Annotated in this window: 24 protein-coding genes; 11 read left to right on the top strand and 13 right to left on the bottom strand. The window is 65.7% G+C overall.

The window, feature by feature from the left end; all coding sequences use genetic code 11:
* Positions 1-23: 23 nt before the first annotated feature.
* Positions 24-695, bottom strand: coding sequence for a COG3650 family protein (locus D3880_RS16295; RefSeq protein ID WP_119894476.1), 672 nt, complete (start codon positions 693-695; stop codon positions 24-26).
* A gap of 68 nt (positions 696-763) precedes the next feature.
* Between D3880_RS16295 and D3880_RS16290 the strand changes: the two genes are divergently transcribed.
* Entirely contained in the window at positions 764-1,165 is a 402-nt protein-coding gene (locus D3880_RS16290; protein WP_119894475.1) for a DUF488 domain-containing protein, read from the top strand.
* Here the strand turns inward: D3880_RS16290 and D3880_RS16285 are convergent, their stop codons facing one another.
* On the bottom strand, positions 1,166-1,765 hold the full coding sequence (locus D3880_RS16285; protein ID WP_119894474.1) for a short chain dehydrogenase: 600 nt from the start codon (positions 1,763-1,765) through the stop codon (positions 1,166-1,168). It abuts the gene before it with no gap.
* A gap of 106 nt (positions 1,766-1,871) precedes the next feature.
* Between D3880_RS16285 and D3880_RS16280 the strand changes: the two genes are divergently transcribed.
* The gene (locus D3880_RS16280) at positions 1,872-2,780 is read left to right on the top strand and encodes a LysR family transcriptional regulator (RefSeq protein ID WP_119894473.1); all 909 of its coding nucleotides are present in this window, start codon (positions 1,872-1,874) and stop codon (positions 2,778-2,780) included.
* Between the two features lie 59 nt (positions 2,781-2,839).
* Here D3880_RS16280 and D3880_RS16275 read toward each other — a convergent pair whose 3' ends face one another.
* The 9 genes from D3880_RS16275 to D3880_RS16235 form a co-directional block, all read right to left on the bottom strand.
* Positions 2,840-3,349 (bottom strand): DoxX family protein, encoded by a 510-nt coding sequence (locus tag D3880_RS16275; RefSeq protein WP_119894472.1) that lies wholly within the window; start codon positions 3,347-3,349, stop codon positions 2,840-2,842.
* Positions 3,346-4,134 (bottom strand): HvfC/BufC N-terminal domain-containing protein, encoded by a 789-nt coding sequence (locus D3880_RS16270; protein WP_119894471.1) that lies wholly within the window; start codon positions 4,132-4,134, stop codon positions 3,346-3,348. Before D3880_RS16270 ends, D3880_RS16275 begins: the two co-directional genes overlap by 4 nt.
* The gene (gene bufB / locus D3880_RS16265; protein ID WP_119894470.1) at positions 4,131-5,024 is read right to left on the bottom strand and encodes an MNIO family bufferin maturase; all 894 of its coding nucleotides are present in this window, start codon (positions 5,022-5,024) and stop codon (positions 4,131-4,133) included. The genes D3880_RS16270 and bufB overlap by 4 nt, the downstream gene beginning before the upstream one ends.
* A 24-nt stretch (positions 5,025-5,048) precedes the next feature.
* Positions 5,049-5,351, bottom strand: a complete 303-nt coding sequence (locus D3880_RS16260) for a BufA1 family periplasmic bufferin-type metallophore (RefSeq protein WP_119894469.1) — start codon at positions 5,349-5,351, stop codon at positions 5,049-5,051.
* A 329-nt stretch (positions 5,352-5,680) separates the two neighbouring features.
* Positions 5,681-6,382: an ABC transporter ATP-binding protein gene (locus tag D3880_RS16255; RefSeq protein WP_119894468.1), complete on the bottom strand. Its 702-nt coding sequence runs from the start codon at positions 6,380-6,382 to the stop codon at positions 5,681-5,683.
* The gene (livG, locus tag D3880_RS16250; protein ID WP_119894467.1) at positions 6,382-7,149 is read right to left on the bottom strand and encodes a high-affinity branched-chain amino acid ABC transporter ATP-binding protein LivG; all 768 of its coding nucleotides are present in this window, start codon (positions 7,147-7,149) and stop codon (positions 6,382-6,384) included. The genes D3880_RS16255 and livG overlap by 1 nt, the downstream gene beginning before the upstream one ends.
* A complete protein-coding gene (locus tag D3880_RS16245) occupies positions 7,146-8,402 on the bottom strand; it encodes a high-affinity branched-chain amino acid ABC transporter permease LivM (RefSeq protein ID WP_119895762.1) in 1,257 nt (418 codons plus the stop codon). Before D3880_RS16245 ends, livG begins: the two co-directional genes overlap by 4 nt.
* Positions 8,403-8,410: 8 nt before the next feature.
* Entirely contained in the window at positions 8,411-9,328 is a 918-nt protein-coding gene (gene livH / locus D3880_RS16240) for a high-affinity branched-chain amino acid ABC transporter permease LivH (protein ID WP_119894466.1), read from the bottom strand.
* A 120-nt stretch (positions 9,329-9,448) separates the two neighbouring features.
* On the bottom strand, positions 9,449-10,567 hold the full coding sequence (locus D3880_RS16235; protein WP_119894465.1) for a branched-chain amino acid ABC transporter substrate-binding protein: 1,119 nt from the start codon (positions 10,565-10,567) through the stop codon (positions 9,449-9,451).
* A 266-nt stretch (positions 10,568-10,833) separates the two neighbouring features.
* On the opposite strand from D3880_RS16235, the gene D3880_RS16230 reads away from it, so the two are divergent.
* From D3880_RS16230 to D3880_RS16210, 5 genes are all read left to right on the top strand, one after another.
* Complete coding sequence (locus D3880_RS16230; protein ID WP_119894464.1) at positions 10,834-11,151, top strand: DUF2288 domain-containing protein; 318 nt, start codon at positions 10,834-10,836, stop codon at positions 11,149-11,151.
* Between the two features lie 92 nt (positions 11,152-11,243).
* Positions 11,244-11,606 carry a DUF5064 family protein gene (locus tag D3880_RS16225; RefSeq protein WP_119894463.1) on the top strand — a complete coding sequence of 121 codons (363 nt, stop codon included), beginning with the start codon at positions 11,244-11,246 and terminating at the stop codon, positions 11,604-11,606.
* 96 nt (positions 11,607-11,702) lie between these two features.
* Positions 11,703-12,593, top strand: a complete 891-nt coding sequence (locus tag D3880_RS16220) for an NAD(P)-dependent oxidoreductase (RefSeq protein WP_119894462.1) — start codon at positions 11,703-11,705, stop codon at positions 12,591-12,593.
* A complete protein-coding gene (locus D3880_RS16215; protein ID WP_119894461.1) occupies positions 12,590-13,387 on the top strand; it encodes a hydroxypyruvate isomerase family protein in 798 nt (265 codons plus the stop codon). The genes D3880_RS16220 and D3880_RS16215 overlap by 4 nt, the downstream gene beginning before the upstream one ends.
* Positions 13,388-13,534: 147 nt before the next feature.
* The gene (locus D3880_RS16210; protein WP_119894460.1) at positions 13,535-14,854 is read left to right on the top strand and encodes a spinster family MFS transporter; all 1,320 of its coding nucleotides are present in this window, start codon (positions 13,535-13,537) and stop codon (positions 14,852-14,854) included.
* Between the two features lie 218 nt (positions 14,855-15,072).
* On the opposite strand, the gene rapA is transcribed toward D3880_RS16210, so the two are convergent.
* Positions 15,073-17,916, bottom strand: coding sequence for an RNA polymerase-associated protein RapA (rapA, locus tag D3880_RS16205; RefSeq protein ID WP_119894459.1), 2,844 nt, complete (start codon positions 17,914-17,916; stop codon positions 15,073-15,075).
* A 307-nt stretch (positions 17,917-18,223) separates the two neighbouring features.
* Here rapA and D3880_RS16200 point away from each other — a divergent pair, with 307 nt between their 5' ends.
* From D3880_RS16200 to D3880_RS22795, 3 genes are read left to right on the top strand one after another with little or no spacing between them, the layout of a single operon-like run.
* Positions 18,224-18,520, top strand: coding sequence for an aspartate-semialdehyde dehydrogenase (locus tag D3880_RS16200; protein ID WP_119894458.1), 297 nt, complete (start codon positions 18,224-18,226; stop codon positions 18,518-18,520).
* A 15-nt stretch (positions 18,521-18,535) separates the two neighbouring features.
* On the top strand, positions 18,536-19,138 hold the full coding sequence (locus tag D3880_RS16195) for an alpha-ketoglutarate-dependent dioxygenase AlkB family protein (protein WP_119894457.1): 603 nt from the start codon (positions 18,536-18,538) through the stop codon (positions 19,136-19,138).
* Positions 19,135-19,296: a hypothetical protein gene (locus tag D3880_RS22795; protein WP_162935013.1), complete on the top strand. Its 162-nt coding sequence runs from the start codon at positions 19,135-19,137 to the stop codon at positions 19,294-19,296. The genes D3880_RS16195 and D3880_RS22795 overlap by 4 nt, the downstream gene beginning before the upstream one ends.
* A gap of 4 nt (positions 19,297-19,300) precedes the next feature.
* On the opposite strand, the gene D3880_RS16190 is transcribed toward D3880_RS22795, so the two are convergent.
* Positions 19,301-20,224, bottom strand: a complete 924-nt coding sequence (locus D3880_RS16190; RefSeq protein ID WP_119894456.1) for a LysR family transcriptional regulator — start codon at positions 20,222-20,224, stop codon at positions 19,301-19,303.
* Between the two features lie 122 nt (positions 20,225-20,346).
* Here D3880_RS16190 and D3880_RS16185 point away from each other — a divergent pair, with 122 nt between their 5' ends.
* Positions 20,347-21,108 (top strand): 3-oxoacyl-ACP reductase family protein, encoded by a 762-nt coding sequence (locus D3880_RS16185; RefSeq protein ID WP_119894455.1) that lies wholly within the window; start codon positions 20,347-20,349, stop codon positions 21,106-21,108.
* The last annotated feature ends 50 nt before the right edge of the window (positions 21,109-21,158 follow it).

Below are 21,158 nucleotides of genomic sequence, written 5' to 3'. Positions count from 1 at the left end.
TCGCAGGGGGAGGCGAACCTGGATCAGTTGCTGCGCAGGCCACCGAAATAGGCGCAGCCGCGTTGCACCTTGCCGTTCAGGCGCAACTCGGCGGCCAGGTGCTGCACCGCGCCGCTCATTCCGTCCACGCAGCGCTGCGGTGCCACCCAGAGCTCCAAACGCTCGCCGTTGGCTTCGCTGGTGAGGTTGAAGCGGCCTTCCGGCAATTGCTCCTCGACATAGGGTAGCGCCAGGGACTCCTGGCCCGAACGTTCGAGCAGCAGACCCTTGGCGCTGACGCTGACGCTCCAGTCCGGCTCATGGCCGCCGGCGCGCAGGGTCAGGCGCTTGAAATTGGGATCGTCGCAGTCGTGCCCCTCGCGTTGTACCCGGTAGACCTGGGTCAGGCTCAACTGGCCGTCGCTGCCGGCCGTCGGGCTGGCGGCTGGTCGGCCCTGCAGGTCGGCGAACAATGGGTCAGGGCCATCTTTCAGCAGTTCGGCGGCGTCACGGGCGAGGCTGGTGCTGCCGTCGTTGCTGATGCTCAGCTGGCGCTGTTCCTGGCACGGGCTGAACAGCAACTGACCGGCCTTGACGCTCAGCTCGCCCTGCAGGCGGATGGGAATGCTGGTCGCCGAGTCGGATTGTTGGTGGAACACCTGGCAGCTGGCGAGAAGCGGCAACAGGGCAAACACTAAAGGACGGGCGGCACGCATGGAGAGTCTCCTGACAAGTGCGGCCACGTTACCCACGGCGTGGGTCGATCTCAAGGGCGGAGGTGCGGATGATTCGGTGCAAGCGTGTCTATGCAGCGGTGGCAGGCGACGACGGCTATCGCGTGCTGGTCGATCGCCTGTGGCCACGCGGCTGCAAGAAGGAAAGCCTGCGGCTGGATGCCTGGCTGCGCGAGTTGGCGCCTTCGGCCGAGCTGCGCAAGGCCTTCCACCACGCGGCCGAGCGTTTCGAGGAATTCCGCCTGCTCTACCGCGGCGAGCTGGCGGCGCATCCCGAGCACTGGTGGGCGCTGCTGGACAAGGCGCGCAGCGGCACCCTGACCCTGCTGTTCGCCGCCCGCGAGGAGCAGCTCAACAATGCCCGGGTACTGGAGGAGTTTCTCGAGGAGGAGCTGGATCGTCAGCAGCCTGCGAGCTCGCCGGTCTGTTATGCCGGCGAGCGCAAGAGCTGATCAGCCGACGCGGTAGACCTGTCCGGTCTGGGCGCCTTCCACGCTTTTCGCGTAAGCCAGCGCCACCTCCGCTGCAGGCACCGGTTTGAAGCCGCGGAAGAATGGCGCATAGCTGCCCATCGATTCGACCAGTACAGTCGGGCTCACCGCGTTGACCCGCAGACCCCGTGGCAGCTCGATCGCGGCGCCACGGACGAAGCCGTTGACGGCGGCGTTGACCATGCTCGCCGAACTGCCGGCGCGGATCGGGTCGTCGCTGAGGATGCCGGAGGTCAGGGTGAAGGAGCCGCCATCACTGATGAACTCGCGGCCGATCAGCAGCAGGTTGACCTGGCCCATCAGTTTGTCTTTGAGGCCGAGGGCATATTCTTTTTCGGTCATTTCTGCCAGTGCGCCGAAGTGCAGCTTGCCGACGGCGCTGACCAGTGCATCGAAGCTTCCGACTTTCTCGAAGAGGGCGCGGATGGACTGGCTGTCGGTGATATTCACCTGGTAGTCGCCGCTGGAGTGGCCGACCCGAATGATTTCGTGGCGGTCTTTCAGCTCGTAGTCGATAGCTCTGCCGATGGTGCCACTGGCGCCGATCAAAAGGACTTTCATGGAAATGCTCCTGAAAAAAGTGATTACGACGGGTTCAGTGTAGAGTGCGATCTGTGGCCGATAATTAGGCTAATCGGAAACCTTTGGTTCTCAATAGGAAACAGTCTTGAGCGAGATGGATGATCTGGCGGCCTTTGCCACGCTGCTCGAGGCCGGCAGCTTTACTCGTGCCGCCGAGCGTCTGGGTTGCAGCAAGGGGCAGTTGTCCAAGCGTATCCGCCTGTTGGAGCAAGGGCTGGGCATGACCCTGCTGCACCGCACCACGCGCCGGCTTTCCTTGACCGCCGCCGGCGCCGCGCTGCTGCCGGAGGCCCAGGCGCTGGCCGCCCAAGCCACGCGCGCACGGCAGACCCTGGCGCGGCTCAAGGATGAGGCGGCTGGTACGGTGCGGATCACGGTGCCGGTATCCCTAGGCGAGACCTTCTTCGATGCGTTGCAGCGGGATTTTTCCCAGCGTTATCCCCAGGTGCGGATCGAGCTGGAGCTGAACAATGGTTATCGCGATCTGCTGGCCGATGGCTTCGATCTGGCGATTCGCACTGGTATGCAGACGGATGATCGGTTGGTGGCGCGGCCGTTGTTCTCCATGCAGGAGCTGACCTGCGCTAGCCCCGGCTATTTGCAGCAACACGGTGAGCCGCTGCAGCCAGAGGAGCTGAGCACGCACGTCTGTTTGTTGAACAGCCACTACAGCGGCCCTGAGGAGTGGCTGTACCACCGCCAGCACGAACTGTTTCGGGTGCGGGTGACGGGGTCCCTGGCGAGCAATCACTACAGCCTGCTGAAGAAGGCGGCGCTGGCTGGCGCTGGGATCGCCCGGCTGCCGTCTTACATGCTGCACCGCGAACTGGCCGACGGCAGTCTGGTCTGGTTGCTACGCGGATATCAGGCGCGCAGCACCCCGATGTTTCTGGTGCATCCTTATCAGGGTGGGCTGCCCAGGCGCACGCAGGTGTTGGCGGATTACCTGCTGGTCTGGTTCGAACAGGGCCAACGGGCGCTGGATGGCTTGTAGGCGCGAGCGGCAGGCAGAGGAGCATCGCGAGCAGCGCTTGCTCCAACATGGACAGCGCGTCAGCGGTAGTGCCTGGCGATCAGCTGATCGATAGACATGACTCCCGGCCCGCGGGCGACCAGATAGAGCAGCACGGCAGCCCAGGTGCCATGGGTCGGGTAGGCGTCCGGATAGACGAAGAGCTGGATCGTCAGCGTCATACCGAGCAGGGCCAGCGCCGAGAAGCGCGTGGCCAAGCCGAACAGGATCAGCACGGGAAAGAAGTGCTCGCTGAACGCCGCGAGATGCGCCGCCAGCTCGGGCGACAGCAGGGGGACCTGGTACTCGCTGGCAAACAAGGGAATGGTGGAATCGGCCAGCCGCGGTACCCCCAGCTCGAAGGTTCCGGACACCAGGTCGATGGCCAGGCCTTCGATCTTGGTTTGCCCGGACTTCCAGAACACCGCGGCAATGGCGAAGCGCCCAAGGACCGCGATAAGGCTGTGCGGGATACGCTGGCACAGGTCGATGCAGGCGCCGATCAGGCGGACGGGAAAGCCAGCATGTGCTAGCCGTGCAGGAGCGTTCATAGCGGTGCCTTTGGGGTGCTTGGGGGTGATGGGTGCAACCCGGTGATGGCACCCGCGCGGATCAGCAGGGCCAGGCAGGCGCTCAGGTCGAAGCTAGTCTCGGCGCTTTGTCCCTGGCCGGCGGCGAGCCCAAGCGGCAGGCCCTGTTGCAGGCCGCGGATGAATTGCGCGCTGCCATTCGATACGCGGCTGACCTCGACCTGCAGATCATGGCGCAGCACCAGGGCGTTTTCCGCCTGCAGGGGATCGACTGTCTCGAGCGCCAACTCGCCCTGATGGGCGGCCCAGAGTGAGACCACCGCAAAGGGCGAATCGAGCAGGCCAAGCGAGGGGTGCAAGCGCAGCACCAGCTCACCCAGGCCTTCCGGCCTGGTCAACGCGGCGGCAATCGCCTGGGTCGCCAACGGCATCTGGTCGGCGGCATGGTAGGCCTGCACCCGCAGCGCTTCGAGGCGCGCCACGTCGGCGAGATAGGGCAGGCTGCAGGCGGGCGCGAAGCCTTCGATGAAGGGCGCAAAGTGTTCGCCATAGCCGACCAGCAGGCGCGAGCGCGGCGGATGGCTGTGCACATAGGCATGGGCCATGGCGCGAAAGAACGCCTCGCCGACCAGTTCGTGGACCACCGGATAGCTGTCCGCCAGGGCGTCGATCAGCGAGTTGAAGACGTTGTTGCGATACACCGCGAAGCGGCTGGCCGGGTCCGAGCCGTTCCAGGTCTTCAGGTCACTCGGGCAAGGGCGCGCGGGGTCGAGCAGCGCGGCGGCGAAGGCGGACTGGCTGTTCATAGCGGCACCTTTGATGCGTGCAGCAGACGCTCGGCTTGGCGCGCCTCGGCGAGCAGAACAGCCAAGGCGGGCACCTGGTTGTCGCGTTCGAGCAGCGTGGGAGTCGGCCCGAGCAGTTGCAATACCTGGGCGTAGAGTGTCCACACCGCGTCATCGACCGCGGCGCCATGGCTGTCGATCAGCAGACGGTCGCCGGCGCCGTCGACATCTTCGGCGAAGCCGGCCAAATGTATCTCACCCACGGCGCTCAGGGGCAGGGCGCGGATGTAGGCGTAAGCATCGCGGTGGTGGTTGATGCTGGACACATAGGCGTTACTGACGTCGAGCAGCAGGCCGCAGCCGGTGCGCCGGACGGTCTCGCTGATAAAGCTCGCCTCATCCATGCTCGAGCCGGCGAACTCGACATAGGTGGCGGGGTTCTCCAGCAGCATGGGGCGTTGCAGGCGGGTCTGGATCTGGTCGATATGCTCGCAGACGCGGGTCAGCGTGGCCTCATCGTAAGCGACGGGCAGCAGGTCATTGAGAAACAGATCGCCATGGCTGGACCAGGCCAGATGCTCGGAAAACGTCTGCGGTTCATAGCGCTCGAGCAGCTGGGCGAGACGCTCCAGATGGCCTTCATCCAGCGGACCTTCGGCACCAATGGACAGGCCGACACCGTGCACGGACAGCGGATAGCGCTCGCGGATCAGGCCGAGGAAGTGGTGGAAGGGGCCGCCTTCCACCATGTAGTTCTCCGCATGGATTTCAAAGAAGCCGATGTCGGCCGCGGTTGCGAGGATGTCGCTGAAATGCTGGGACTTGAGCCCCAGCCCGGCGCGTGCGGGCAGTTGTGCCGCGCACGCGGGGGCGCCGCGATGCAGGGGGGAGGACGGCCGATCCAGCTTCATCGTCAGCACCTGGGCGCGGGCTGGTCAGGCCTTTTCCTTGTAGGCCTGGAGCTGGCCGTAACCGGTCGGCGACGTCGGCGAGGCGGTCTTTTCGCAAGTGCCCTTGGGCACCAGCTTCCAGGAGTTACCCTGATAGTCCTTTTTCGCGGTGCCGGCGCAGGTAGTGCCGGCGCCGGCGGCGCAGTCGTTTTTGCCCTTGAGCGCCACGCCGAAACACTTCTCGTCATCGGCGGCCGCCTGGGCGGTGAGTGGGGCAGCGGCGATGCTCAGGGCGCTGCCGAGGGCCAGGGCCAGGGCTGCGGCGTGGAGCGCGGTGGTGGTGTTCATCTGGTGTTCTCCTGCTTGCGAAGAGGGAGGGGGCAGGCTGATGGCGCACGGGGTGGCTACTTCGCCACAACCTGGACCCGGGTGGATGCACTGCTGCGCCGACCGGAGCCGACGTCATGTAACGCACCTATCGATTGGAGAGGGCCCGGTCAGCTTTGTTACACGGGCGCGTGAAGATTATGGAGCATGCTCGAATCGCTTGCCGCCCCATGCCGTGCAGGTTTGCTGAGACAGCCCTGGGCCGCCCGCGGTGCGATATGGCCAGGCACCCAACAAAAAGCCCCGCTTGGCGAACCGAGTGGGGCTTTTTGTTGGCCGAGGTTGGCGACTTAGCCGCCGAGGTAGGCGTCGCGCACCTTGGGATCGCTGAGTAAGGCTTCGCCACTGCCCTGCATGACCACCCGGCCGTTTTCCAGCACGTAGGCACGGTCGGCCAGCTTGAGTGCCTGGTTGGCGTTCTGTTCGACCAGGAACACCGTCACCCCGTCGCGGCGCAGCTGTTCGATGATGTCGAAGATCTGCTGGATGATGATCGGCGCCAGGCCCAGCGACGGCTCGTCGAGCAGCAACATCTTCGGCTTGCTCATCAGCGCGCGGCCGATGGCGAGCATCTGCTGTTCGCCACCGGACATGGTGCCGGCGCGCTGCTCGAAACGTTCCTTGAGGCGCGGGAACAGCTGCAGCACCTTGTCCAGCTGCTCCTGGTAGCCGGTCTTGTCGGTGAAGAAGCCGCCCATGGCCAGGTTTTCCTCGACGGTCAGGCGGGCGAACACGCGGCGGCCTTCCGGCACCACCGCGATGCTCTTGCGCATGATGTCGCAGGTGTCCAGACCGACCAATTCATCACCTTCATAGCGGATGCTGCCGCTGGCCGCGCGCGGCGAACCGCACAGGGTCATCAGCAGGGTCGACTTGCCGGCACCGTTGGCACCGATCAGGGTGACGATCTCGCCCTGGCGGACTTCCAGGCTGACGTCATGCAGCGCCTGGATCTTGCCGTAGAAGGTGGAAACCTTGTCGAACGTCAGCATCAGGCTTCTCCCAGGTAGGCTTTGATCACGTCCGGGTTGCCGCGGATCTGCTCCGGGGTGCCGGCGGCCAGGGGCGCGCCCTGGTTGATCACCACGATGTGGTCGGAAATGCTCATCACCAGCTTCATGTCGTGCTCGATCAGCAGCACGGTGACGTTGTACTGGTCGCGCAGCAGGGCGATCAGCTGCTTGAGGTTCTCGGTCTCGCGCGGGTTGAGGCCGGCGGCCGGCTCGTCGAGCATCAGCAGGCGCGGCCGGGTCATCATGCAGCGGGCGATTTCCAGACGGCGTTGCTGGCCGTAGGCGAGGGTGCCGGCGGGGCGGTTGGCGACCTCGGTGAGGTTGACCTGTTCCAGCCAGTGCGCGGCGTACTCCATGGCCGCGCGCTCGCTCTTGCGAAAGCCCGGGGTCTTGAACAGGCCGGCGAGGAAGTTGGTGTTCAGGTGGCGATGCTGAGCCACCAGCAGGTTTTCCACCGCGGTCATGTCCTTGAACAGGCGCACGTTCTGGAAGGTCCGTACCACGCCCTTGTGGGCGATCTTGTGGCCGGGCAGGCCCTGGATCGCCTCGCCATCGAGCAGGATGTTGCCCGCGGTCGGCTGGTAGAAGCCGGTCAGGCAGTTGAATACGGTGGTCTTGCCGGCGCCGTTCGGGCCGATCATCGACACCACTTGTTTTTCCTGCACGGACAGACTCACGCCATTGACGGCCAGCAGGCCGCCGAAGCGCATGGTCAGGCCGCTCACCTCAAGAATCGGGCGGCTCATGGTTTCAACTCCAGGTGCGGGCGTTGCATGGGCAGCAGGCCCTGCGGACGCCAGATCATCATCAGCACCATCAGGGCGCCGAAGATCAGCATGCGGTACTCGCTGAACTCGCGGGTCAGCTCCGGCAGCAGGGTCAGCACAATGGCGGCGAGGATCACCCCCAACTGCGAGCCCATGCCCCCGGCGACGACGATGGCGAGGATGATCGCCGACTCGATAAAGGTGAACGACTCCGGGGTGATCAGGCCCTGGCGCGCGGCGAAGAAGCTGCCGGCGAAACCGGCGAAGCTGGCACCCAGGGTGAAGGCGGTGAGCTTGATCACGGTGGGGTTGAGGCCGAGGGCGCGGCAGGCGATTTCATCTTCGCGCAGCGCTTCCCAGGCGCGGCCGATCGGCATGCGCATCAGGCGGTTGATCACGAACAGCGCCAGCAGCGACAGCAGCAGGGCGATCAGGTAGAGGTAGATCACCTTGTTGATCGAGTTGTATGGCAGGCCGAAGAACTCGTGGAAGGTCTGCATGCCGTCGGTGGCGACGCGCTCGAAGCTGAGGCCGAACAGCGACGGCTTGTCGATGTTGCTGATGCCGTTGGGGCCGCCGGTCAGCTCGGTCATGTTGCGCAGCAGGATGCGGATGATCTCGCCGAAGCCGAGGGTGACGATGGCCAGGTAGTCGCCACGCAGGCGCAGCACCGGGAAGCCGAGGATGAAGCCGAAGAACGCGGCCATCAGCCCGGCGATCGGCAGGCAGATCCAGAAGCCCAGGCCGTAGTAGTGCGAGAGCAGGCCATAGGTATAGGCGCCGACGGCGTAGAAGCCGACATAGCCGAGGTCGAGCAGACCGGCGAGGCCGACCACGATATTCAGGCCGATGCCGAGCAGCACGTAGATCAGCACCAGGGTGGCGATGTCCACCGCGCCGCGCGAGCCGAAGAACGGCCAGGCCAGGGCGACGACGATCAAACCGAAGATGATCCAGCGCTGGGTCGACGGCAGCGTCAGCTTGTGGCTGACCCCGGCCGGGATGCCTGGCAGGTTGGGTGCGGCCTTCCAACTGGCCGCCAGGCGCTCGCGCAGCAGCTGCCAGATGAACATCGCCACCGCGCAGGCGGCGATGGTCCACAGGGTGGCGGCGCTGGCGCCATGGACTTGCAGGCGGATGCCGACCGTGGTCAGTTTCAGGCCGAGTACCGGGTAGGCTACCGCGAGTACCAGCAGGGCGCTGAAAAACGCGGTCTTGAGCGGTTTGTGCATGGTCGGGGTCATACCTTTTCAACCTCCGGACGGCCGAGGATACCGGTGGGCATGAACAGCAGCAGCAGGACCAGCAGGACAAAGGCCACCACGTCCTTGTACTGGTCGCCGAATAGGTCGGCGCCGAAGGCCTCGGCCACGCCGAGCACCAGGCCGCCGAGCATGGCGCCGGGGATGCTGCCGATGCCGCCGAGCACGGCGGCGGTGAAGGCCTTGATGCCGGCGAGGAAGCCCAGGTTGGGGTTGATGAAGCCGTAGCGCATGCTGATCAGCACCGCCGCCACCGCCGCCAGCGCGGCGCCGATGACGAAGGTCAGGGCGATGATGTTGTTGGTGTTGATGCCCAGCAGGTTGGCCATCTTGATGTCTTCGGCGCAGGCGCGGCAGGCGCGGCCCAGACGCGAGCGGGAGATGAACAGGGTCAGGCCGTACATGGCGACGAAGGTGATGACGAAGATGAACACCTGCATGTAGGACACCGACACGGCGCCGCCGGCGACCAGGTCGAAACCGCCGGGCATCGGGTCGGGAATCGCCTTGCCGCGCGAATCCTGGGCGAGTAGCACGGTGTTCTGCAGGACGATCGACATGCCGATCGCCGAAATCAGCGGAATCAGGCGGTTGCCGCCGCGCAGCGGACGATAGGCCACCCGCTCGATGCTGTAGCCATAGGCGCTGGTGACGATGATGCTGGCGAGAAAGGCTGCGCCCATGATCAGCGGCAGGTTGTCGAAGCCGAGCATGGCCAAGCCGGCGATGGCGATGAAGGCTATGTACGAGCCGATCATGTAAACCTCGCCGTGGGCGAAGTTGATCATGCCGATGATGCCGTAGACCATGGTGTAGCCAATGGCGATCAGGGCATAGGTACTGCCCACCGACAGACCGTCGATTAACAGCTGCAGGTAGTGATTAAGTTCAGGCATTGCCTAACTCCTCGGACCTCACGCACAGCGGCGCTTGTGACGCAGCGGAAGTCCGTAACACGCGGATAGACAAAACCCACTGCCATACTGGCCAGTGGGTTTCGGGTTCATGCAGACGGCTTACTGCGCGACGGTTTTGGTCGCGTCCTGGTGCCACTGGTAGACCACGAAGGTGAAGTCCTTGAGGTCGCCCTTGTCATCGAAGGCAAGGGTGCCGGTCGGCGTCTCGAAGCTGTTGGCACGCAGGGCGGCGGCTACCTTGCTGGTGTCGGTGTCGCCGGCCTTGGTGATGCCTTCGGCGATGACCTGAACGGCGGCGTAGGCCGGGAACACGAACGGGCCAGTCGGGTCTTCGTTCTTGGCCTTGAAGGCTTCGACCAGCGCCTGGTTCTTAGGATCTTGGTCGAAGGACTTCGGCAGGGTGACCAGCAGACCTTCGGAGGCCTCGCCGGCAATCGCCGAGAGCTCCTTGTTACCCACGCCTTCCGGACCCATGAAGCGGACGTTCAGACCCTTCTCCTTGGATTGACGCAGCAGCAGGCCGAGTTCCGGGTGATAGCCGCCGTAGTAGACGAAGTCGGCACCGGACTGTTTGACCTTGGCGATCATGGCGGAGAAGTCCTTGTCGCCGGCGTTCAGGCCTTCGAATAGGGAGACCTTGACGCCTTTGCCTTCCAGGGTCTGCTTCACGGCGGTGGCGATGCCTTCACCGTACTGCTGCTTGTCGTGGATCACGGCGACGTTGGTCGGCTTGATCACGTCGGCGATGAAGTTGCCGGCGGTCGGGCCCTGCATGCTGTCCAGGCCGATGGTGCGGAACACCAGTTTGTAGCCACGGCTGGTGATGTCCGGGCTGGTGGACGCGGCGGTGACCATCAGGATGCCGTCATCTTCATAGATGTCGGAAGCCGGCTGGGTGGAGCTGGAGCACAGGTGGCCGACCACGAACTTGATGTTGTCGTTGACGATCTTGTTGGCCACGGCCACGGCTTGCTTGGGATCGCAGGCATCGTCGTAGACCACGCCTTCGAGTTGCTTGCCCATCACACCGCCGGCCTTGTTGATCTGCTCGATGGCCATTTTCGCGCCGATGAACTGCATCTCTCCGTACTGCGCAACCGCGCCGGTGGACGGCCCTGCCAGGGCGATCTTGATGGTGTCGGTTTCTTTCGAGCAACCGCTCAGGCCGATGACGGCGATAGCGGTGCAAAGCAGCGTGTGGCGGATGGTGTTATTCATATGTGCTCCACTCATACCCTTCTAGTTTTTGTCCTGGCGAGCTACCCGTCAGGCTCCTATGGAAACGTCCCGGTCAGACCCCCGGTAACTGTACCGGTACAGTGTAGGGCCCCGCCGAATGGCTTGGAAGCCGAGGCGGGCGAACTGGCCGGGTCGGTGTCGCCAAATCGCAACAAACGTATAGAAAAACGGCGATCAGGCTTGGTGACCGGCGCTATCATGGCGGCCTTTTTTGCTAACCCGCAACCGCTATAACAGAGCAAGTCATGACAGAAGAACGTAGCACTCTCTATGCCAAGCTGCTTGGCGAAACCGCCCCGATCAGCTGGCAAGAACTGCAACCCTTTTTTGCCCGCGGCGCCTTGCTGTGGGTCGATCCGGCCCTGGACCTGATCGCCGTCGCGCTGGCGGTGGCAGAAAACGACCCGGCCAGCGTCGCCGCCTGGCTGGCGAGCGGGCAGGTGGGCAAGGTCGAGGCGGCGCGTGCCGAAGACCTGCTGACGCGCGATCCGCGGCTGTGGGCCGTGGTGGTGGCGCCTTGGGTGCTGATTCAGGAGCGCGCCGAGGCGCCGACGCGCCACTGAAAGGGTTGGTCTAGACTGGGAGGATGTTTTCCCTGCATGGCGGCCACGGCTGCCACAATGCACGGAGTTTCCCCACGCTAAGGAGCGTTGTCATGTTTGCACCGGGTCATCTGCATCTCACCAACTTGCCGGGTTTGGGCCAGCAGGAATTTGCCATCGATCTGTTCTATGAGGTGCGCCAAGATCCGAAAGAGGGTGCGCTCATGCACTTTCGCATGGTCGGCGAGATCGACGCGAAGCCGTTCGAGGAGGAGTTCGAGCTGCGCCGCGATACGGCGTACAACTTCGCCAGCGTCGCCACCCGGGTTGCTGCCAAGCATGGCCTGCATCCGCAGTTCGGCCCGGTGGTGCGTAGCCACAAAGATTTCGACGCGATGTTCGAGGATATTCGCGAGAAGCTGAATGCCCACCCCGGCGAACCGGTGGACCTCGACCGCTTGCTCAGGGGCGACTAGGCCTTTTTGCCACTCGCACGTTTGCGCTGTAGGGCCCGCCGCGAGCGGGCCCTTTACATTTAGCCCGTCGCACCGTTATGGATTGGAGTCCCGCGCATGACTGTCGCTTTACCTTCCCTCGCCTTTGCCGGCATCGGCCTGATGGGCCTGTCGATGTGCCGCCGGTTACTCGCCGCTGGTTATCCGCTGACGGTGTGGAACCGCTCGCCGGACAAATGCGCGCCGTTGGTGGCCGCCGGCGCGCAGCAAGTGGCGACTCCGGCCGAGCTGTGCCAGGCGGCGGATCTGGTCCTGCTCTGCCTGGCCGACACGGCGGTGGTTCGCGAGGTGGTGTTCGGCGCCGCTGGCATAGTCGAGGGCGCCCGGGGCGGGCAGCTGCTGGTCGATTTCTCCAGCCTGGAGCCGGCCGCCACCCGCGCGATGGCCGCCGAACTGGAGGCGCGCACGGGCATGCGCTGGCTGGATACGCCGGTGTCTGGTGGCACCCCGGGGGCGGAAGCCGGCACCCTGGCGATCATGGCCGGCGGCCGGGCCGAGGATCTGCAGCGCGTGCGCCCGGTGCTGGCTCACCTGGGGCAGCGGGTGACCCACATGGGCGCGGTCGGCGCCGGCCAGGTGACCAAGGTGTGCAACCAGATGATCGTCGCCTGCAATGCCCTGGTGATCGCCGAAGTGGTGGCCCTGGCCGAGCAGGCCGGGGTCGATGCCAGCCTGATCGCCGAGGCGCTGGCCGGCGGCTTCGCCGATTCCAAGCCGCTGCAGATCCTCGCGCCGCAGATGGCCGAAAGCCGCTTCGAACCGGTCAAGTGGCACGTGCGCACGCTGCTCAAGGATCTGGATACCGCGGTCAAGCTGTCGCGCGAGCAGGGCCGCGCCACGCCCATGAGCGGGCTGGCCGCGCAACTGATGCGCCTGCACGCCAGTCAGGGCAACCTGGCGCGCGATCCGGCGACCCTGGTGCAGCTCTATCGTGAGGAGCACCCATGAAAATCGCCGCCAACCTGTCGCTGCTGTTCACCGAACTGCCGCTGGTCGAGCGCATCGTCGCGGCGGCCGCCGCCGGCTTCGACGGCGTGGAGATCCAGTTCCCCTACGAGCTGCCGGCGCTGCGCCTGAAGGAAGCGCTGGCGGCCGCCGGCCTGCCGCTGGTGTTGATCAATGTGCCGGCGGGCGATCTGCTGAGCGGCGGTGCAGGCTTGGCGGCGGTGCCGGCGCGCCGGGCGGAGTTTGCCGCGGCGCTGCGCGAGGCGCTGACCTATGCGGCGATGGTGCGGCCACTGGCTGTGAATGTCTTGCCGGGGCGCCTGGCCGAGGGCGTCAGCCGCGAGCAGGCGCTCGAAACCCTGGTGAGCAACCTGCGCCTGGCCGCCGAAGAGTTCCAGCTGCTGGGTATTCGCCTGCTGGCCGAGGCGATCAATCCGCTGGATATGCCGGGTTTTCTGATCAATACCCCGGCGCAGCTGGACGAGCTGCTGCGCGCGGTCGATCACCCTAATTTCGCCGCGCAGCTGGATTTCTACCACATGGCCCGCCAGGGCCTCGAACTGCCGGCGGCGATCCGCCAGCTGAGCGGGCGCATCGGTCACGTGCAGTTCGCCGATTGCCCCGGGCGCGGCGCGCCGGGCAGCGGCGTATTGGCGTTCGAGCCGGCGTTGCGCGCCTTGCAGGGCAGCGGCTACCGCGGCTGGCTCGGTGCCGAGTACCAGCCGGATCAGCGCGATACCCGCGCCGGCCTGGGGTGGCTGGCGGACTGGCGGCAAACCTTGGCCGCGCTGGGCTGAGGCGGGGGGCGCCATCCTCTGCCATCAGCCAGGTGAATGGTTGCAGACAGGCGCCGCCCTAGGCTCTAGTTTGCCGGTTCTACCGCTCAGGCCCGTGCTTTTGGGTTAGCCTGGGGCGGTTAAGGACAACATCAAGAGAGCCCGCCGATGTCGCAAGCCCCCCTCGCGTCGAATGCCTGGCGCATTCTGTTCCTGCTGTTCCTCGCCAACCTGTTCAACTTCTTCGACCGCACCATTCCGGCCATCATCATCGAGCCGATCCGCATCGAGTGGCAGCTCAGCGACCTGCAGATCGGCCTGATCGGCACCGCCTTCACCGTCATCTATGCCATCGCCGGCATTCCGTTGGGGCGCATGGCGGATACCGGCGCGCGGCGCAAGATCATGGGCTGGGGCCTGCTGGCCTGGAGCGGGCTGACCGCGGTCAACGGTCTGGCCTGGAACTTCTGGAGCTTTCTGCTGGTGCGCATGGGCGTCGGCATCGGCGAGGCCAGCTACGCGCCAGCGGCCAATTCGCTGATCGGCGACCTGTTTCCCAGCCGGCAGCGTGCGCGGGCCATGGGCATCTTCATGCTCGGCCTGCCGCTCGGTTTGTTGCTGGCCTACTTCACCATCGGCGCCATGGTCGAAGCCTTCGACAGCTGGCGCGCGCCGTTCTTCATCGCCGCCGGGCCGGGGCTGCTGCTGGCGCTGTTCATGTTCTTCATCCGTGAACCGCGGCGCGGCGCGGCGGAAACCGTGCAGGTGGCGGCGCAGCCGGTCGAGCGGCCGCTGCGCAAGGTCCTGGCGATCCGCACTTTCTGGTGGCTGGTGGTCGCCGGCCTGACCTTCAATTTCGCCACCTATGCCTGCAACTCCTTCATGGTGCCGATGCTGCAGCGTTATTTCCTCATGCCGCTGGGCCAGGCGGCGGTGGCGGCCGGGGTGATCGTCGGGGTCACCGGCCTGTTCGGCCTGACTGCGGGCGGCTGGATCGCCGACCGTTTGCACCAGCGCTCCGAGCGCGGCCGTTTGCTGTTCGGCGCGCTGTCGATGCTGATCGCCGCCGTCGCCACCGGTACGGCGCTGGCGCAGGGCAAGATCGACATCGCCGTGTTCGTGGCGATCTTCAGCATCGGTTGGCTGTTTTCCTACAACTTCTATACCTGCGTGTACACCGCGATTCAGGACGTGATCGAGCCGCGGCTGCGCGCCACGGCGATGGCGCTGTTCTTCGCCGGCCTGTATCTGCTCGGCGGCGGCATGGGGCCGCTGGTGGTCGGTTCGCTGTCCGACTACTTCGCCCACGCGGCGATGGCGGCCGAGGGGGTGGCGGTGCTGAGCGAGGCCCACAAGGCGGTGGGGCTGCACGGGGCGATGTACCTGATTCCGCTGGCGCTGTTCCTGACCATGCTGGCGCTGGTACAGGCGGCGCGTTGCTTCAGCCGCGATGCGGCGGCCATGCGCGCCGGATTGGCTGCGGCCTGATGGACTGATCGTAGGATGGGTTGAGGCGCGCAGCGCCGATACCCATCGCCACGGAGTGATGGGTATCGCTGCGCTCAACCCATCCTACAACCTGTAGGACGCGGGTTTGATGGGGAGTGCTCCCTCTCCCGTTTACGGGAGAGGGTTGGGGAGAGGGGCTGTTAACGCGACCCTCTCCCCCAGCCCCTCTCCCACAAGTGGGAGAGGGGAGCAAGGCCTCAGCCGGCCACCAGCACGCGAATCGCCTCCAGGCGCAGGGCGGCCTTGTCGAGCATGGCCAGGCCCTGTTCGCGCTGGTTGCGCAGGGCGTCCAGTTCGCTGTCGCGCACGCTCGGGTTGACCGCCTGCAGGGCAGTCAGGCGCGCCAGTTCTTCCTCGAGATCGGCATCCAGGCGGCGCTTGGCTTCGGCGACGCGCTCGGCGTGGCGCGGCGCGATCTTGGCCTCGGCGGCGTTGATCTGCTGGCTCAGCGGCTCGCGCTGGGCCTGGACGAACTTGTTGGCACTGCTGCGCGGCACGGCTTCCAGTTGCTCGTTGAGCTTGTCGAACGACACCTTGCTGGCCAGGTCATTGCCGTTGACGTCCAACAGGCAGCGCAAGGCCGCCGGCGGCAGATAACGGCCGAGCTGCAGGTTGCGCGGCGCCACCACCTCGCTGACGAACAGCAGTTCGAGCAGCACGGTGCCGGGTTTCAGCGCCTTGTTCTTGATCAGCGCCACCGCGGTGTTGCCCATCGAGCCGGACAGCACCAGGTCCATGCCGCCTTGCACCATCGGGTGTTCCCAGGTGAGGAACTGCATGTCCTCGCGCGACAGCGCCTGCTCGCGGTCGTAGGTGATGGTCACCCCTTCGTCGTCGCCGAGCGGGAAGCTGGCATCGAGCATCTTCTCGCTGGGGCGCAGGATCAGGGCGTTTTCCGAGTGGTCCTCGCTGTCGATGCCGAAGGCGTCGAACAACGCTTCCATATAGATCGGCAGGGCGTATTCGTCGTCCTGCTCGGCGATGGCCTCGACCAGCGCCTGGCCTTCCCCGGCACCGCCGGAGTTGAGTTCCAGCAGCCGATCGCGACCGGCGTGCAGCTCCGTTTCCAGGCGCTCACGCTCGGCCGCGGCCTCGTCCACCAGGGTTTGCCAGGCGTCGTCATCGCCGCCTTCCAGCAGCGGCAACAGGAGCGGGCCGAACTGGTGCTGCAGAGCGTTGCCGGTCGGGCAGGTGGCCTGGAAGGCATTCAGCGCCTGGTGATACCACTGGAACAGGCGCTCCTGCGGGCTGTTCTCCAGATGCGGCACGTGCAGCTGGATGGTGTGTTTCTGGCCGATGCGGTCGAGGCGGCCGATGCGCTGTTCGAGCAGGTCCGGATGGGCCGGCAGGTCGAACAGCACCAGGTGGTGGCTGAACTGGAAGTTGCGGCCTTCGCTGCCGATTTCCGAGCAGATCAGCACCTGGGCGCCGAATTCCTCGTCGGCGAAGTAGGCGGCGGCGCGGTCGCGCTCGAGAATGCTCATGCCCTCGTGGAACACCGTGGCCGGGATGCCGGAGCGCACGCGCAGGGCGTCTTCCAGATCCATGGCGGTTTCGGCGTGGGCGCAGATCACCAGCACCTTGAATTTCTTGAGCATCTTCAGGGTGTCGATCAACCAGTCGACGCGCGGGTCGAAGCGCCACCAGCGCTCTTCCTCGCCGCCTTCCACCTGGGCCTGATAGCTGACTTCCGGGTACAGCTCGGCGTGCTCGCCGATCGGCAGCTCCATGTACTGGTCCGGGCTGGGCAGCGGGTAGGGATGCAGCTGGCGCTCGGGGAAGCCACGCACCGCGGCGCGGGTGTTGCGAAACAGCAGACGGCCGGTGCCGTGGCGGTCGAGCAGTTCGCGGATCAGGCGGGCGGAGGCTCCGCTATCGCCAGCGCTGACCGCGGCGAGCAGGGCTTCGCCTTCGTCACCGAGGAAGTCATGGATGGTCTTGTGCGCGGCCTCGGACAGGCGACCCTGATCCAGCAGCTCCTGCACCGCCTCGGCGACCGGCCGGTAGTTGGCGCTTTCCGCGCGGAACGCCTCGAGGTCGTGGAAGCGGTTCGGGTCGAGCAGGCGCAGGCGGGCGAAGTGGCTGTCCTGGCCGAGCTGTTCCGGGGTGGCGGTGAGCAGCAGCACGCCGGGGATGATCCCGGCCAGTAGCTCGACCAGCTTGTACTGCGGGCTGGCGTGTTCCGGGTGCCAGACCAGATGGTGTGCCTCGTCGACCACCAGCAGGTCCCAGCCGGCGGCGCACAGGGCGTCCTGGGCGCGCTCATCGTCGACCAGCCACTCCAGCGCCACCAGCGCCAATTGGCAGTCCTCGAAGGGGTTGCTGGCATCGCTTTCGGCGAAGCGCTCGGCGTCGAACAGCGCGACCTGCAGATTGAAGCGCCGGCGCATTTCCACCAGCCACTGGTGCTGGAGGTTTTCCGGTACCAGGATCAGCACCCGGCTGGCGCGCCCGGAGAGCAGCTGGCGGTGGATCACCAGGCCGGCCTCGATGGTCTTGCCCAGGCCCACTTCGTCGGCGAGCAATACGCGCGGGGCGATGCGGTCGGCAACTTCGCGGGCAATGTGCAGCTGGTGCGCGATGGGTTGCGCGCGAGTGCCGCCCAGCCCCCACAGCGTCGATTGCAGCTGGCGGCTGGTGTGTTCCAGGGTTTGGTAGCGCAGGGAGAACCAGGCCAGCGGATCGATCTGGCCGGCGAACAGGCGGTCGCTGGCCAGGCGGAACTGGATGAAGTTGGACAGCTGGGTTTCCGGCAGGCTGGTTTCCTGGTGGTGGCCGTTGAGCCCGTGGTAGACCAGCAGGCCGTCGATGTCCTCGACCTCCTGGACGGCCATCTTCCAGCCTTCGAAGTGGGTGATCTCGTCGCCGGGGGCGAAGCGCACGCGGGTCAGCGGGGCATTGCGCAGGGAATACTGGCGCGTTTCGCCAGTCGCCGGGTAGAGCACGGTGAGCATGCGGTCATCCTGCATGAGGATGGTGCCCAAGCCTAACTCCGCTTCGCTGTCACTGATCCAGCGTTGCCCCGGTTCATACTGCGCCATGCCTGTCTCCCGTCTGAAAAAGCCGGCTATGGTAACGGAAGGCCGCCGCCAAGGCCAAAGAGCCTACTTACGATCTCGCGAGCTAGAGCCAGACAAGGCAAAAATGGCCGAGGGAGCGGAGTTTACGAGCGGTAAATGAGCAACCCGAGGCCATTTTTAACGCGGTATGGCCGCGGTGCAGCAGATCGTAAACAGGCTCAAAGACGCGCGGGACGACTTGAGAGACAAGTGTAGTGAGCGCAATCTCAAGGCGATGGCCAGGCGGCCGACAGTCTGACCAAAGGAGGAACGCCCGCGAGGCGCGAAGATGCTGCCACCTATTCCCCACAGCCTGCAGCCGGTGACTGCCCAGCAGGACCCGGTCAAACCGCGTCCGGACATCCAGCCGGTGACGCCGGCGCAGGCCGGTGCCCAGCAGGGCGGGGTTGGCCTGCAGCAGCGCGACCCGTCGGAGGTCGCCGAGCGCCTGCGCGAGGAACAGCGTCGGCGTCAGCGCCAGGGCTACAGCGCCGAGCAGCTGGCCGCCGGCGAGGTGGCCGAGGAAGACCAGGCGCTGCTGGAGAACCTGCCGCGCCAAGGCCTGTGGGTGGATGTCGAAGTTTGAGCTGCGAGGGGTGGTGTGAGCCTATTTGCCGATAGTCCGCTGCTGCTGCCGAACGCCGAGCTGCGCTTTCATCCGAACTGGCTGGAAGCTGCCACGGCCGAGCGTTGGTTGGCTGAACTGCTGGCGCAGACGCCCTGGCAGCAGCCGCAGGTGACTATCCACGGGCGCAACCACCCGGTGCCGCGGCTGCTCGCCTGGTACGGCGATGCCGAGGCCAGCTATCGCTATTCCGGCTTGCTGCATCGGCCGTTGCCCTGGACGCCGCTGCTGGCGGAGATCCGCCGACGGGTCGAGGGCGAATGCGGCCAGCCGTTGAATGGCGTGTTGCTCAACTACTACCGCGACGGCCAGGACTCGATGGGCTGGCACAGCGACGACGAGGCCGAGTTGGGACCGAATCCACTGGTGGCCTCGCTGAGTCTCGGCGGCAGTCGGCGTTTCGACCTGCGCCGCACGGGTCAGACGCGCATCGAGCATTCGCTGGAACTCGGCCACGGATCGCTGCTGGTCATGGCCGGCGCGACACAGCATCATTGGCAACATCAAGTGGCGAAGACGCGCAAAGCCTGCGCGCCGCGCCTGAACCTGACTTTCCGCCTGATCTGGTCGCCCGCATGAGCAACGATGACAAGCTGATCGACCTTAGCGTCGAGCGCGACAAGCGCATTCACGATCTCAACGACAAGCGCCTGAACGAGGTGCGCCAGGCCTTCGAACGGGCCATGCCGCTGAGCAAGGGCAAGAAGAAGTCCAAGGGCAAGCCGAAGAAGCGCTAGCCTCTCACAGCGCAGAGAAGCGCTCGGCCAGGCGCTGTTCGCGGAACTGCTCGACGATGAAGTCGACGAAGGCGCGGGTCTTGCCCGGCAGCAGTTTCTGCGCGGCGAAATACAACGCCAGCGAACCGCCATCGGCATACCAGTCCGGCAGCACCCGCTGCAAAGTCCCGCGCTCCAGGTAAATCAGCGCGTGCGGCAGGCTCACCAGGGCCACGCCCAGGCCCATCTGGGCGGCCTGGCAGGCGGCTTCCGGGTCGCTCAGAATCATCCGCGTGCGCATCTCCAATGCCGCTTGTTCATGACCCCGGTTGCGTAGCGGCCAGGAGCGGATGCGTCCGGTCTGTGGCGAACGCAGGCGGATGCCGTCGTGCTCGGCCAGGTCGGCCGGCGTGCGGATCGGCGTACGTGCCGCGAGATAGGCGGACGAGGCCACCAGAATCCGGTGCGCCGGCGCCAGCTGGCGGGCGACCACCCCGGGCGGCAGGTCGATGGCGCCGCCGATGGCCGCATCGAAGCCCTGGCCGATCAGGTCGACCTGACGGTTGTCGAAATGCCAGTCCGGGGTGATCGCCGGGTAGCGGGCGAGGAAGTCGCCGAGCAGCGGCAGGATGTAGTCGCGGCCGAAACTGCTGCCCATGCTCACCTTGAGGGTGCCGGCGGGTTGCCCGCCGACGTTGGCCAGATTGGCGATGGCGCTCTGGATGCTCTGCAAGCCGCCGCTGACTTCCTGGCGGAAGCGCTCGCCAGCCTCGGTCAGGCTCAGGCTGCGGGTACTGCGATGGAACAGGCGCACGCCGAGATTGCTTTCCAGCTTGGCGACATTCTTGCCCACCGCCGCCGGGGTCAGACCCAGCTGCCGCGAGGCCTCGGCGAAGCTGCCGAGCTCAGCGCTGCGGACGAAGCACTCTATGCTGTTGAGGGTTTCCATGGCGGGCACCGTAAACTTTTAGTATCGAAAGAATAGAGCGATTGATGGCTTATCGGTAAGTAATTCTCGCCGGATACTGCGCCCACACCAGGCAACTCGCCTGACTTTTTGGAGAACAGATCATGTCGAATACCACCGCTAACGCACTCACCCTCACCGGCAAGGTCGCCCTGGTTCAAGGTGGCTCGCGCGGCATCGGCGCGGCCATCGTCAAGCGCCTGGCCCGCGAAGGCGCCAGCGTCGCCTTCACCTATGCCAGCTCCACAGCACAGGCCGACGCCTTGGTGCAGAGCATCGAAGCGGCGGGTGGCCGGGCCCTGGCGCTGCGCGCCGACAGTGCCGACGCCGAGGCCGTGCGCGGCGCGGTGGCGGCCACGGTGGACGCTTTCGGGCGTCTCGATGTGCTGGTCAACAACGCCGGGGTGCTGGCGATTGCGCCGCTCGACGAGTTCAGCCTGGAAGATTTCGACCGCACCCTGGCGGTCAACGTGCGCAGCGTGTTCGTCGCCAGCCAGGCGGCGGCCCGGCACATGGGCGAGGGCGGGCGGATCATCAGCATCGGCAGCACCAACGCCGAACGCATGCCGTTCGCCGGTGGCGGCCCTTATGCCATGAGCAAGGCGGCCATCGTCGGCCTGACCCGCGGCCTGGCCCGCGATCTCGGCCCGCGCGGCATCACCGTGAACAACGTGCAGCCGGGCCCGGTCGACACCGACATGAACCCGGAAAATTCCGAGTTCGCCGATAGCCTCAAAGGCCTGATGGCCGTGGGGCGCTACGGCCGGGTCGAAGAAATCGCCAGCTTCGTCGCCTACCTCGCCGGCCCGGAAGCCGGTTACATCACCGGCGCCAGCCTGACCATCGATGGCGGCTTCGCCGCCTGAACCCAGTAGAGATGCAAGCGCCCGGCACTCGCCGGGCGTTCTGCATTCTG

The sequence above is a fragment of the Pseudomonas cavernae genome, from assembly GCF_003595175.1.
Taxonomy (GTDB): Bacteria; Pseudomonadota; Gammaproteobacteria; order Pseudomonadales; family Pseudomonadaceae; genus Aquipseudomonas; species Aquipseudomonas cavernae.
This window is presented reverse-complemented; position numbering and strand designations above follow the sequence as displayed.

What these genes read in the sequence shown, in the direction of transcription:
- D3880_RS16295 (WP_119894476.1), bottom strand. Translation starts at nt 695, where the DNA reads ATGCGTGCCGCCCGTCCTTTAGTGTTTGCCCTGTTGCCGCTTCTCGCC.
- D3880_RS16290 (WP_119894475.1), top strand. Translation starts at nt 764, where the DNA reads ATGATTCGGTGCAAGCGTGTCTATGCAGCGGTGGCAGGCGACGACGGC.
- D3880_RS16285 (WP_119894474.1), bottom strand. Translation starts at nt 1,765, where the DNA reads ATGAAAGTCCTTTTGATCGGCGCCAGTGGCACCATCGGCAGAGCTATC.
- D3880_RS16275 (WP_119894472.1), bottom strand. Translation starts at nt 3,349, where the DNA reads ATGAACGCTCCTGCACGGCTAGCACATGCTGGCTTTCCCGTCCGCCTG.
- D3880_RS16270 (WP_119894471.1), bottom strand. Translation starts at nt 4,134, where the DNA reads ATGAACAGCCAGTCCGCCTTCGCCGCCGCGCTGCTCGACCCCGCGCGC.
- bufB (WP_119894470.1), bottom strand. Translation starts at nt 5,024, where the DNA reads ATGAAGCTGGATCGGCCGTCCTCCCCCCTGCATCGCGGCGCCCCCGCG.
- D3880_RS16260 (WP_119894469.1), bottom strand. Translation starts at nt 5,351, where the DNA reads ATGAACACCACCACCGCGCTCCACGCCGCAGCCCTGGCCCTGGCCCTC.
- D3880_RS16255 (WP_119894468.1), bottom strand. Translation starts at nt 6,382, where the DNA reads ATGCTGACGTTCGACAAGGTTTCCACCTTCTACGGCAAGATCCAGGCG.
- livG (WP_119894467.1), bottom strand. Translation starts at nt 7,149, where the DNA reads ATGAGCCGCCCGATTCTTGAGGTGAGCGGCCTGACCATGCGCTTCGGC.
- D3880_RS16245 (WP_119895762.1), bottom strand. Translation starts at nt 8,402, where the DNA reads ATGCACAAACCGCTCAAGACCGCGTTTTTCAGCGCCCTGCTGGTACTC.
- livH (WP_119894466.1), bottom strand. Translation starts at nt 9,328, where the DNA reads ATGCCTGAACTTAATCACTACCTGCAGCTGTTAATCGACGGTCTGTCG.
- D3880_RS16235 (WP_119894465.1), bottom strand. Translation starts at nt 10,567, where the DNA reads ATGAATAACACCATCCGCCACACGCTGCTTTGCACCGCTATCGCCGTC.
- D3880_RS16230 (WP_119894464.1), top strand. Translation starts at nt 10,834, where the DNA reads ATGACAGAAGAACGTAGCACTCTCTATGCCAAGCTGCTTGGCGAAACC.
- D3880_RS16225 (WP_119894463.1), top strand. Translation starts at nt 11,244, where the DNA reads ATGTTTGCACCGGGTCATCTGCATCTCACCAACTTGCCGGGTTTGGGC.
- D3880_RS16220 (WP_119894462.1), top strand. Translation starts at nt 11,703, where the DNA reads ATGACTGTCGCTTTACCTTCCCTCGCCTTTGCCGGCATCGGCCTGATG.
- D3880_RS16215 (WP_119894461.1), top strand. Translation starts at nt 12,590, where the DNA reads ATGAAAATCGCCGCCAACCTGTCGCTGCTGTTCACCGAACTGCCGCTG.
- D3880_RS16210 (WP_119894460.1), top strand. Translation starts at nt 13,535, where the DNA reads ATGTCGCAAGCCCCCCTCGCGTCGAATGCCTGGCGCATTCTGTTCCTG.
- rapA (WP_119894459.1), bottom strand. Translation starts at nt 17,916, where the DNA reads ATGGCGCAGTATGAACCGGGGCAACGCTGGATCAGTGACAGCGAAGCG.
- D3880_RS16200 (WP_119894458.1), top strand. Translation starts at nt 18,224, where the DNA reads ATGCTGCCACCTATTCCCCACAGCCTGCAGCCGGTGACTGCCCAGCAG.
- D3880_RS22795 (WP_162935013.1), top strand. Translation starts at nt 19,135, where the DNA reads ATGAGCAACGATGACAAGCTGATCGACCTTAGCGTCGAGCGCGACAAG.
- D3880_RS16190 (WP_119894456.1), bottom strand. Translation starts at nt 20,224, where the DNA reads ATGGAAACCCTCAACAGCATAGAGTGCTTCGTCCGCAGCGCTGAGCTC.
- D3880_RS16185 (WP_119894455.1), top strand. Translation starts at nt 20,347, where the DNA reads ATGTCGAATACCACCGCTAACGCACTCACCCTCACCGGCAAGGTCGCC.